9 protein-coding genes and 3 pseudogenes are annotated in these 10,984 nt (G+C 57.1%); 3 read left to right on the top strand and 9 right to left on the bottom strand.

Annotated elements, in window-relative coordinates; genetic code table 11:
• Positions 1 to 327 precede the first annotated feature (327 nt).
• Both Q363_RS27685 and Q363_RS27680 read right to left on the bottom strand, forming a co-directional pair.
• Positions 328 to 1,095 (bottom strand): PDDEXK nuclease domain-containing protein, encoded by a 768-nt coding sequence (locus Q363_RS27685; protein ID WP_245632519.1) that lies wholly within the window; start codon positions 1,093 to 1,095, stop codon positions 328 to 330.
• Positions 1,096 to 1,182: 87 nt separating this feature from the next.
• Positions 1,183 to 1,470 (bottom strand): IS3 family transposase, encoded by a 288-nt coding sequence (locus tag Q363_RS27680; RefSeq protein WP_157467700.1) that lies wholly within the window; start codon positions 1,468 to 1,470, stop codon positions 1,183 to 1,185.
• A 154-nt stretch (positions 1,471 to 1,624) separates the two neighbouring features.
• Between Q363_RS27680 and Q363_RS27675 the strand changes: the two genes are divergently transcribed.
• Positions 1,625 to 1,873, top strand: a complete 249-nt coding sequence (locus tag Q363_RS27675; RefSeq protein ID WP_035357138.1) for a hypothetical protein — start codon at positions 1,625 to 1,627, stop codon at positions 1,871 to 1,873.
• Here Q363_RS27675 and Q363_RS44850 read toward each other — a convergent pair.
• From Q363_RS44850 to Q363_RS27655, 4 genes and pseudogenes are all read right to left on the bottom strand, one after another.
• Entirely contained in the window at positions 1,854 to 2,270 is a 417-nt protein-coding gene (locus Q363_RS44850; RefSeq protein ID WP_035357137.1) for a hypothetical protein, read from the bottom strand. The genes Q363_RS27675 and Q363_RS44850 overlap by 20 nt on opposite strands.
• 139 nt (positions 2,271 to 2,409) lie before the next feature.
• Positions 2,410 to 2,676 (bottom strand): annotated as a pseudogene (locus Q363_RS46990) (metallophosphoesterase); the annotation flags it as partial.
• 221 nt (positions 2,677 to 2,897) lie between these two features.
• On the bottom strand, positions 2,898 to 4,514 hold the full coding sequence (locus tag Q363_RS27660; RefSeq protein WP_035357135.1) for a hypothetical protein: 1,617 nt from the start codon (positions 4,512 to 4,514) through the stop codon (positions 2,898 to 2,900).
• Between the two features lie 9 nt (positions 4,515 to 4,523).
• Positions 4,524 to 5,834 carry a BamA/TamA family outer membrane protein gene (locus Q363_RS27655; protein WP_035357134.1) on the bottom strand — a complete coding sequence of 437 codons (1,311 nt, stop codon included), beginning with the start codon at positions 5,832 to 5,834 and terminating at the stop codon, positions 4,524 to 4,526.
• Between the two features lie 751 nt (positions 5,835 to 6,585).
• Between Q363_RS27655 and Q363_RS27645 the strand changes: the two genes are divergently transcribed.
• Positions 6,586 to 6,801, top strand: coding sequence for a hypothetical protein (locus Q363_RS27645; RefSeq protein ID WP_035357133.1), 216 nt, complete (start codon positions 6,586 to 6,588; stop codon positions 6,799 to 6,801).
• A gap of 915 nt (positions 6,802 to 7,716) precedes the next feature.
• On the opposite strand, the gene Q363_RS27635 is transcribed toward Q363_RS27645, so the two are convergent.
• From Q363_RS27635 to Q363_RS46985, 3 genes and pseudogenes are all read right to left on the bottom strand, one after another.
• Positions 7,717 to 9,927: a recombinase family protein gene (locus Q363_RS27635; RefSeq protein WP_035357132.1), complete on the bottom strand. Its 2,211-nt coding sequence runs from the start codon at positions 9,925 to 9,927 to the stop codon at positions 7,717 to 7,719.
• Entirely contained in the window at positions 9,920 to 10,078 is a 159-nt protein-coding gene (locus tag Q363_RS44845) for a hypothetical protein (RefSeq protein ID WP_157467694.1), read from the bottom strand. Before Q363_RS44845 ends, Q363_RS27635 begins: the two co-directional genes overlap by 8 nt.
• Positions 10,079 to 10,154: 76 nt before the next feature.
• Positions 10,155 to 10,367: pseudogene (locus Q363_RS46985) on the bottom strand (DUF5372 family protein); the annotation flags it as partial.
• Between the two features lie 429 nt (positions 10,368 to 10,796).
• On the opposite strand from Q363_RS46985, the pseudogene Q363_RS43235 reads away from it, so the two are divergent.
• Positions 10,797 to 10,984: pseudogene (locus Q363_RS43235) on the top strand (hypothetical protein); the annotation flags it as partial.

Here is a 10,984-nt window from a genome sequence, read left to right as displayed (position 1 = left end):
TTGAGAACTTGGTTTGCGATGGTAAGGGAAAAGGCACAAGCGGAAGCCCCGTGAGGCCGAAAGTACCAATGCGCAAGCCAGGGGCGGACTGCTCCGTAGGAGCGTTGATCCGGGGTAATTCCCGAGGAGCAAAGGGAGCAGGTCACCCGAACTGATCCGAGTCAACGGGCAACCGGAGGAACTCGATGTCGGTGGAAGACGGCAGTCTTCCGTGGGTGGCACGAGCCGGATAAGCCGAGAGGTTTAAGTCCGGTTCTGTGAGAGGCTCGGGGTGAAATTCCCCGGGCCTACTCGGCGGTCGGCAGGTGACTGCCGCCCCTATGCCGATCAAGAACTCTTATGTGGTCGGCCACAGAACAAGTCAATGATGACCAGACAGCGCAAACGGCGATGGAAGAAAATGAGGTCAATACGGAACCATGTATCGTCTAACCGTAAACGCCGTTGACGACCCAGAAACGCAAAGTCATCGCCCAGTTCCAATAAGAAGTCAGCAAGATGCTGGATCAGGGCATCTTCAAGTTCAGATTCGGAGTATTCATCTTTGAGATCGAGGAATTCGAGGACGAACGGGTCTTTGATGGCCTCTTCCGGTGTAATCGTATCGTTCGGCTCTGCCTTTTCCGCCTTTTCCAGCATTGCGGCTTTGTTTCGGGACAGGGCAATCCGCTCATAGAGTTGGCTTTCGATTTGCCGATTGAGTTGCCTCATGGACCAGCCGGAGCGGAGCGCTTCGGCTTCGTAGAACGCTCGTGCCTCGGTTCTTTTCACGGACAGCAGGCGAACGTAAGAAGACCAGGGCAACGGGAACGCCGCTGCCGACGCCTCAACGTCCGACGGTAGTAAAGCTACATCTTTGGAAGAAAATGACTTTGAAGATTCTCTCGACACTGTCGAGAGAATCTGTTTGTCAGGCCAAGCCAAGTAAAAAGCACGCATCTTCCAGAGATTCGGTTGACTGAACCCCCGGCCAAATTGCCGGGTCAGATCGTCTGCGAGTTGGCTGACCAGGGCATCTCCGTACTCAGCTCGCTCCTCTCCCTGCTGCTCGAATTGGACGATGCGCCGTCCGATCGCCCAGTAGCTTGCAGTCATCAGGGCATTGACGCTGCGGGCTGACGCGGTCCGCGCCGCATGGAGAAGCGCGACAATCTCTGTCCGTATATTGGTAGTCCTGTTCGATCATCTTCTCTCTAGGGTACCGTGCTGCCGCATCAGTCGCTGCACGCGCTGCTTGCCCACGCGGATGCCCTGAGCGTGGAGTTCCCGCCAGATGCGCGGCCAGCCATATGCTCCGCGGTTCGCGGCGTATACAGCGCGGATATGCACGACGAGAGCCTCTGCAGTCAGATGCCGACGCCGGACGATATGCAGGCGACGAAGGAAGTGCTCGTGGTAGCCGGCCACACTGATTCCAAGCATGCGGCACTGTACCCGAATCGGCCACAGACGGCGGTTGCGTCGAATCAAGGCGTACTTCACTTCTGCCCCTTGGCAAAGTATGCCATAGCTTTTCCCAGAATGTCGCGCGCTCCATCGTCACCCGCGCAACCTGAACGTACGTGGACTGTTGCTCCCGCTGTTGGACAGCAAAGTAAGCCCGACACAGCGTGCCAGACTGGGGGTGGAAACTTTCGGCAAGCTCACCGATACGCGATTGCAGATCGCCGGCGCTTTCATCAAGAGCGGAAATGCGTGGTTGCGCGCCTCGGGCCCCTTCATCTTTGCGGCCCTCGAAGAATGTGATTGCATGGATGAACTGTTATCCAAACTCAACGATACTGATCCCCTGGTTAGCGGCACTGCCGAGTTCGCGAGAGATCGGATTGTCGCAACCGGACATCACTTCGTGCCTACCAAGCCATCAGCGTGAACGAATCCGCGTCTCTCCATTGACGGTCTTTGGTGTCGAAGCGGCGCATGCGGAAACGGAACTGGTTCGAATCCGCCTCGATCACGCAATAGTGGTATGTCGGACCCTTACCTGTATAAGCATCGCGCGCCTCGCGCTCAATTACATGCGGCCGACCGCCTGATCCTCCACTTACAACGAACATGACCCCGTTCAAATCATAGCGCTCATAGTTGTGCACATGCCCGGAGAACGCAATGATCCGGTAATGCGCCTTGCCCGACCACGACTCGACCCAACTCGCGAGTTCCTTGTGTTCGGGCAGAGCCGCGTGTCCCCGTGTGAAGCCGCGACTTCGGGAGCGGGTGACCATCGGGTGGTGCATGGTAACGAGGACGTACTTCACATCGTCGCACATGGCTCAATTCGGATTGGAACCATTCCCGTTGGGTGCTGCCTGGTGCTAGCGATTCGTTGCTGTTGAGTATCAGCAGCAGCACTGGTCCGCGCTGGAAGGAGTAGTACCTGCGGCCTTCCGCCGCTTTGACATGGCTGAAGAACTGCCGCAGCGCCAGGTCTTTGTTGCCTTTGAGGTCGTGGTTGCCGATGGTAGAAACAAACGTAGACGTGCTTTTCAGTGCACCGCGCATCTCGCGATCGAAGAGCGCCCAGTCACCTTTGTCCGATCCCTTTTCCACAAGATCTCCGTTGAAGACGACGACGTCCGCTTTCTCAGCCGCGATAGCCTCCAGCACCGGCCTCCGATACTTCAAGCCCCCTGACCACCAGTCCCAGCCACTGCGAAACTGTACGTCGCCGCTCACGACGATCTTCACCGACGCTGTTTCAGACGCAGAAATTACACGACCACATACAGCGGCGGAGAAAAGAGACACAACGAGCAACAGCCGCAGCGCGCCTCGAACAACTCTTCGCGGTGAGTGTATCCCGGATGTGATTCTATCTTTCAGATGAGTCACGCTCTTTCCCGTTGGAGTTGTTTGCTCTTAGCTTCTTCTCATGGATTGGACAGGACTCGGGTTCCTCACCAGGTCCGATCGACCCCGACGACCTCCGAGCTGCCTTCCTCAATGCGGAGATAGACCGTCACTGCTTTCTTCTTGTCGTCTCCACGCCAAGTATCGGCAGTGACATACGATACGGAGGAGCCTTTCAAGGCTTCGGAAGGCAGCCGGAAGCCGGTTACGGAAGCAATCGGCGTCTTTTTCTGCGACTGATTGTCGAAATGTGACCAGGCGATTTGGAACTGGCCATTCGTCTTCAGATTATATTCCCGAGCGAGATCGTGAAAAATGAGCTCACCGTTTTCTACACCGAACTTGTCAAGAGGAAGCACACGGTCGAGGAACACCTTGCCGATCTTGTCTCGGCGAACAATCAATGTATTCGCGATATATTGCTCGACCTTTGGATCGGAATACTGTGCGGTCTTCACGATGGCACGGATCTGCTCGTCGGTGACCGCCATCACCTGCTTCGCAGCCCAGAATTCGTCATCCGGTAGGCGATTAAGAAATGCGGCGTTCGGATAGTCAGGCAGCCACTTGTCGGGTTCAAATGCGGCTGAGTCGAAGCCACCTACGGAAGAGTAGCCGGGGTAACGGGCTTTCGCCCAGTACGGCACTAGGAGTCCGAAGGTCAGCATTTGTTTGGGTGCGTCGTTGAACCCAAGGTAGTACTCGCCGCCGACGCGCGCCGGCTTCGCCGCCGTGCTCCAGCTCCCCAGTGTCGAACCAAAATCGATGAGATAATGCCGCAGGTAGGCCGATCCGCCATCATTCACAAGTGTGTCGAACGTGTTGATCGAGCGGGAGTCGTTGTGATTCAACCAGGCAGCGAAGACATACATGCCACGGAGTTCACGCCGATGCTCGTGCGGGACTACATCGTTGGGATCATCGGACCGCACTCCAAAATATTGGAATGGCCCTTTCGGTTTACCAGGTAACTGGACGCTCACAATCGCGCGGTATCCGCCGTCGCCTGCTGGTGGAACTTTGGCCAGCAGTTTGTCGATGTCAGTCGGATCCATCTTGCGCTTTCGTCCCTCCTCGTCAACGAACTCCACACCTTCGCCTAACACGAGTTTTGCGCGCGTAAAATGTATCAGGTAGTAATCTGGGACGTGATAACCCAACGCGTAAAACATGCGAGCCGAGATCATCTCAGCGCCGGTTGCCAGTTCAGGATTGCTCAGGGGATCGAACTTCACAAAGTACCGATCCCCTTTAGAATCTTTCATCACAAAGCCAGGCGAAATACCCTCTGTTTTGGCGGAAGTGATCCTCCAGGGACCCTCCGACGAGGGCGGATTCTTTCCACCTGGCCCCCGCGCGAGATCCTCGTCGCTCATTGGTTTCCAATAGTGCCGATGGGTGTACCAGGCTCCGTCCATCGGTTCGCCGAGAGTATTGATGTTGCGGGCTGGAGGGGGTGCAACCTCTTTCTTTGGCTTGCCTTTGCCGCTGAACGAATTCTCTATCAGATCGTAGTAGTCATCCAGCTTTTGCGCCTTGACGCCCGAAGCGTCCCGGGGACTAGGGTCTTTTAGCAAAGGATCGTCAGGATAAAAGCTCTGGGCGAATGTTACCGTAGGAAGCAGAAGGACCACGATAACGAGGTGCGGCAGCGGTATTCTCATCACGTGCCCCTACCGGATCGGTTGCGCAGCGGTGCCCGCTGGCTGCCGAGCAAAGATTTGATTGAATTTCAACCAGACCTGGACGCCTTCGTTGCCCGCTGCTATGTCCACGCGCATGAATGGCTGTCCTTTTACATTGAATCGGAACCCAACACCGCCATCGACCTGGAGGTTGCCGAAGTTCAGCTCGCCGCGCCGCGGGAACACCTTTCCGGCATCGGCGAACACAGCCATATCAAGAAGGCTCATCACATGCCAGCGATACTCTCCGTTTAAGACGAAGCTGTTGTTGTCATAAAAGCGAAAGGCAGGGAAGCCGCGAAGATCGTTCGAGCCTCCCACGGTTGGCTGCATGTAGAAAGGTATTACCTGGCCACGTCCGGCGGTCGTGAGGGTTGTCCTGGCACCGAACGCCAACACTCTCGTGTTGTTGAAAAAGCCGAAGTATTGCTGGATCTCGGCATCCATGCGTTGGAAATCATATCCACCCAACTTTTGGTCTTCATACCAGATGTACTGGAACGTGTAGAGGCCTCCGTTGGCGGGCTTCACAGAGCTATCCAGATAATCGACTTGCACATAGGGTCCGTAACGGAGGAAGTCTGTCTGGCGATCGATCCCTGGGGCAAGACTCGGCGGAAAGACTTGATCGGTCGAGGGAACGCTGCCGGAAGTGCCAGGACCGACATTCACCCATAGGTATCCCGCAGCACCGCCCAACTGCACGTGCTTCGCCGGTTTGATGCCGACCAACGCATCCAGGGAGGTATCTTCTAAACGATAATCCGTGCGCGCATCTTCAGAGGAATCCGGTCCAGGTCCGAAGTAATCGACCTGAGTGTAGTTGCGATGAGCGGCGTTGAAGTCGACGGAGATGTGATCGCGAGCGACGTGAGGGACTTCCCAGTTCGCGTAGTACTTCTCATAAAGCTTAGTGGAAAGCTGAGCCCCAACGCGAAACGTGTTGCCGCCCAGGAAATCACTTTGCAACTTGTATTCCGGCCCCAGAGCAAACCCGCTCCGCTGAGGGAGGCCACCGAATCGCACATTCCAACCGTAATATCCAGTGCTAAGCCGCTCGACGATCTGATGATCGTCGACGAATCTAATCGTCTTTTCAGTCTTATCCGGTTTCTCAGGCTGAGGGTTCGCGGCTTTCTCGGCACGCTGACGTTCGATCTCCGCCGTGCGTGTCTCTTGCCCCCACGATACCGATGTAGGAAGGAACACCAGGGCTAAGAAAACCCGGGACCAGAACTGCAGAGTACGACCGGGTTCGTCAAAGCCTTGGTTGGATTGGTTGGATTGGTGGCTGCTCACGGGGCAACCTCACTGGGTTGAAATTGTGGATTCGATTGCCACTGAATCGCACTGCTTTCATTGATGGTCTAAGGCGCACATCATGACTTTTGCAGCCGTAGGTTCCGCCGAAGTTGTCAGTTCTCGAAGAGTGTTTAAAAACGACCACAGTGGACCCGGTTTCGGCTGGATGATTCTACCTCAATAGGCTCTGCTGCGGTAACCGAATTCGACTGTCTGGGCGCTTAAGCGTATTGATATCTCAAGTCTGTGCCATCGGGTCATTTTGGTCGAACGGCACAATCTCGAATCCCATTTCACGGGTTCGGGCGATTCGGCGCTAATCAGATCGAAGTGTGGGTGTGCCGCGTTTAGAAGCAGGTTGGGGACACCTCACGAAGCGGAAATTTATGTAGTGCGCCGGGAGACCGGCAAGGAGTAGATGGTGCAAGTCCATTACGGTGAAGGTATAGCGAACCACACCGACCCCGAGTCATGCGCAGCATACCGCGAGGTGTGCGGCGAAGCGTTGACAGGGGAGCGTGCAGGCCAGCCATTGAGCCACGAAATATTTCTCATCCAGGACGCCGACGCAGTTACCTATGCGGAAGGCAAGACGAACGGGTGCGACAACGCGAGTGCCCGAACGGTTCTGCGTGGTCGGAGACCCTGGCATGTACGGACGCTCTTTGCTTGGGAACCGGGAGATCTCCAGTTTGGCCATTTGCAGTTAAGGGGTGGTCCGTGTCGGGAAGGCGAGGAGCCGTAGCCGATGATGAACGAACCGGAGAAGTCAGACCCTTCCACAGTAGCTGCGAAGCCGGCGAACAAGACCGGACGATCGGAGGCGGAGTCGGTGGAGCCAAGGGAAGGGGCCAAGGGGAACACGCCTGAGTCGCACACGCACCGGACACAGAGCCGGGTGACGGGCGACAATTGGAACACCCGACCGACGACAAACAAAATTCCCGATGGAAAGAATAGTTGACGGTGCGCCGGGATAAACCGGCGTGGAGTAGAGGATGAAAGAGCCTTACGAGAAAGGTGTAGCGAGCCACTCGGCCCCGAGTTTTGCAGTAGGCGTCGTGAGGCGCCCGCTGAAGCGTAAACAGGGGAACAGATGGGCTGGGTATCGAGCTCCGGAAAATTCCAATCGGGATGCCGACGTAGTCGTCAATGCGGAAGGCAACATGGCTGTGGACGTTAGCGCGAGTTCAAGGTCAGTCCCGCGTAGTCGTAGACCCCATGCACGTCTGGACACTCCACGCACGAGAACCGGGAGACCTCAGGGGTGCCTGAAATGAAGCGATTCAACAGGTCGGTGGGAGAAGGCATTAGCCGTACGGCCCACATGTACGTCCCAGAGGAGTCGGACAGCGGTGTACTACCGATGAATCGTTCGAACAAAGATGGGAAACCGTCTGCGGAGGACGAGGAGGGAAGGCCGCTGATCAAGGAGAACATCCATCAACCTAGCACGCGCCCGACACAGAGCGGGGTTAGCGTGTCACAGGGGTTGTTGGGTGTGCGTAGAGCAGCAAGGGAACGGAAGGAGATGAAGTTCACTGCTTTGCTCCACCACCTAACGATTGCGTTGCTCCGTGACAGCTTTTACGCACTCAAGCGTAAAGCAGCTCCCGGAGTGGACGGCGTGATGTGGACGGAGTATGAAACCGAGTTGGAAGGCCATATCATCGACCTGCACAGCCGGGTTCACCGCGGCGCATATCGAGCCCAACCATCGAAAAGGGTGTACATTCCGAAACCAGACGGCCGGCAACCGCCGCTAGGAGTAGCGGCTCTGGAGGACAAAATTGTTCAACAGGGCGCGGAAGAAAGTGAGCTTCGTGCTGGATGCAGACATCAGAGGATTTTTGGATCCAGCTTCATACTGCCCCCAGACTCATGAAGTAGTTGCAAATAACATGGGTTGATCATCTACAACTCTGATTCGCAAGCCTTTGCGTCGTCCGCACGTAACAAGCATGGCTTGTAGGTCGCCACGCTTTACACGCTGCAACACCGTCTGGGGCGAGATGCCGAGTTTCATGGTCGCTTCCAGCATAGGCAGATACTCCGGCGGGGCCTGCTCCACGATTCGCGCGCGCAGTTCTTCGGTGATGCGGATCTGCCACGGCGCGCCGGGAGTAACCTGTTCACCGGCGATGAAGCCTTCGGCCAGCCAGCGATGGATGGTGGAGGTGTTCATGCCCAGGATCTGCGCAGCCTTGCGGATAGGGACGACTTCGCCCATGGGAGGCTGTGCCGGTGGCTGGAAACGCGGGATGCCGCGATAACGTCGTAGACTGCCGACCTGATTGGCGGTGAAGCGTTCCCCAGTCGCTGTCTTGCGTCCCTGACGATTCAGGATGCCGGCGATGACCTCGTCGGGATAGAGAGCTGCCAGACGGGGTAACAGCGAGAGTGTGTCTTCGCTGGTGCGCAGACCGCGTGGCTGGGAGCGCGGCAGAGGAAGATCGATCTCGGTCAACTCGCCACCCCGCCAGCGGAGCGTCAGATGGGCCCGATGTTCGGGGCGATCCACAGCCACGATCACCTCTTCCAGCAGCGTACGCAAAAGTTCCTTGCGATCGCGATCCGTGGTGGTGGGCGCTGTCCAGACTTTGCGCAGATCGGAACCGATAGCACGTATCCTGGTTTTCTCTTCCACGCTGAGTGTGTGAGGACGCTGTTGCTGCCTGCGCTCGAGCTCTGCCTCAGCCGCTGCGAGATCGCGCAGCCGTTTCTCCCATTCGCTTTCCAGGCCGCGCGTCACCAGCCTGTTTTCCGGATCTACCGCGCGATACTGGCGTTCGGCACGTTCGGCCTCATAGCGCGCACGTTCTACCGCCAGGCGCCATTGCCCGAGTGCGGCATCGTGATCCGCTTCCAGTTGCCGCATAGCCTGTTCGGTAGCTTCCACCGCAGCGGGCGTCAACGCTTTCAGAAACGCATCCGCCACCGCTTGATCGATCTGGATACCGCCGACGTTGAGACAGTAAACGCCTCGTCCCTGGACGATGTCTTTGCCCGAGCAGTGATAGCCGGGCGAAGCATTTCTGCCGCGATAGTGAGTATGCAGATGGCGGCCACATTTGCCGCAAGTAGCCAGACCTTGCAGCAGTGCAGCGCCTTCTCTCACTGCGCCGCCGGCCTGGTGAGGTTGGGGATGAACGTTGGCGTTGATGCGGGCCTGGTTGGCCTGGTAGGTTGCCCAGTCGATGAAGCCTGGATGGTGATCCGGAAGAAGCACCGCCCACTCGGCCATGGGCAGATGACGCGTTCGTCTGCGGAACCTGCCCTGTTCATCGACGTAACGTTCATCGCGGCACTTTCCGTAAGCATAGGCGCCAGCATACACCGGATTGGTGAGCACATGATGGATGGCGGTATACGTAGGAGCAACCCAGCGGATCTGGCTCTTCATGCTGGCGCGCAACGGGAAGGAAAGTCCTTCAGAGCGGAACCAGAGCCAGACCTTGCGGGCCGATCCCAGTTCCGTGAACTTCGAGAACACCGTGCCAATTGCGCCGACCACGGCCTCGTCAGGATGGAAACGAACTTCGCCGTCCTCTTCGCCCCACACGAAACCTACGGGCAGACCACGGCGCAGCTCGCCGCGCGCTGCTTTGTTGCGGATTCCGCCATCAAGCCGGGCGCGCAGGATATGAAGTTCTGCCTCCGACATGGTGCCTTTCAAGCCAAGGATCAGACGATCGTTAAAAAGAGCCGGATGATATATCCCCTCGCTGTCTCCGATCAGCGTATCCGTCATACCGCACAGGTCGAGAAGGCGATACCAGTCAGCGTTGTTGCGCGCCAGGCGGGAGACTTCAAGTCCCAGCACGATGCCCACATGGCCCAGAGCTACTTCCGCGGTCATGCGTGCGAAGCCGGAGCGCTTCACCGATCCAGAGCCGGAAAGGCCAAGGTCTTCATCAACGACCATTACTTGTTCCCTAGTCCACCCCAGCTCGCAGGCCCTTTCCACCAAAGCGTACTGCCGCGCCGTCGACTCCCGGTTGTACTCCACCTGCGAAGGGCTGGACTGGCGAATATAGACGAAAGCCATGCGCCGGGTATGACTGAGCTTTACCTTGCCGGATTCATTCATCGTTCTTCTCCTTGTCGTGGGGCAGGGTGGCGTTGGCGATCAGCCGCGCCAGCATCTCGATGGCCAGAAGCTGTTGCTCGGCCTGTAGGGCTTCCCAGGGACAGCTTTCGTCGAGAAGCAGATCGAAGAGACTCGGTTGGTTTTCCTGCAAGGGGGCTCTCCTTCTCAGCCGCTTCGCTTGTTATGGCCGCGAGGCGGTTGAGGAGAGCGTCTGTGATAGCGCACACGTGAAGCAAGTCCTCCACGGAACCCAGCGTGGCTGTGGCCCGCACAGAGACAGCCTGTCGAGGCCGAGTTGCAGAGACAAAATCTGTCCACTCCGCGGGGATCAGAGACTTACTACCATCGGGCAGGATCAGGATGAGATACAGTCGCCCTCTGCGATGCATCGTCCGAAAGAACTCAAGCGACCTTCCCTCAAACGGGTGACGAGGGCGGATGACTGTAACTCGCTCGGGAAGGTCCTGATGATGGGTAGTGTGTCGTAACTTCCTTCGATTCGATGAGCCACGAGTGGCTCATCCGTTTCGCTGAGCGTCCAGCTCGCGCCGGGTGGACCCGATCTTTCCTTCCTGATGCACGTGACCAGCCGCGTCCTTCACGCATTAGCTGATCCTCCTCTTGTGAACATCCAGTCCGATGTAATACATATCGTCTCTCGAGGAGCCTCCGGGGTAGTTCTCTGAATCAGCTTCACCGCTGAGTTCAGCCTTTGCAACACCTCGTGCTCCTCACTGACTTACATTCAAACAAACCGCAAGTTATGTGCGACGGCATGTGAACCACCTGAGGTGGACTTATGAGATAGGTTCGATTCTCATGAGTCATAAATAGATTGCATAAAATGGACTTGTGTCCTATCGTGAGTTATGGAATCGCGCCGTGGACGTCCCAAGAAGCATGAACTGGCAGTGAGCCCAGCGCAGAGAGTCGAGTTGGAGCGCATCGCGAGACAGTCGCGGAGCGCCAGGTCGGCAGCGTTTCGCGCCCGGATCATTCTGGAGTGTGCCGGAGGAGCGAGTAATGCAGCGGTGGCTGCGAAGTTGCGCACTACCGG

The organism is Edaphobacter aggregans DSM 19364, from assembly GCF_000745965.1.
Lineage (GTDB): Bacteria > Acidobacteriota > Terriglobia > Terriglobales > Acidobacteriaceae > Edaphobacter > Edaphobacter aggregans.
The sequence above is the reverse complement of the archived record's forward strand: the minus strand, read 5'-3'. Positions and strand labels throughout refer to the sequence as shown.

Coding starts and splice junctions, on each gene's coding strand:
- Q363_RS27685 (WP_245632519.1), bottom strand. CDS start 1,095: ATGACTGCAAGCTACTGGGCGATCGGACGGCGCATCGTCCAATTCGAG.
- Q363_RS27660 (WP_035357135.1), bottom strand. CDS start 4,514: ATGAGAATACCGCTGCCGCACCTCGTTATCGTGGTCCTTCTGCTTCCT.
- Q363_RS27645 (WP_035357133.1), top strand. CDS start 6,586: ATGATGAACGAACCGGAGAAGTCAGACCCTTCCACAGTAGCTGCGAAG.
- Q363_RS27635 (WP_035357132.1), bottom strand. CDS start 9,927: ATGAATGAATCCGGCAAGGTAAAGCTCAGTCATACCCGGCGCATGGCT.
- Q363_RS44850 (WP_035357137.1), bottom strand. CDS start 2,270: ATGTGCGACGATGTGAAGTACGTCCTCGTTACCATGCACCACCCGATG.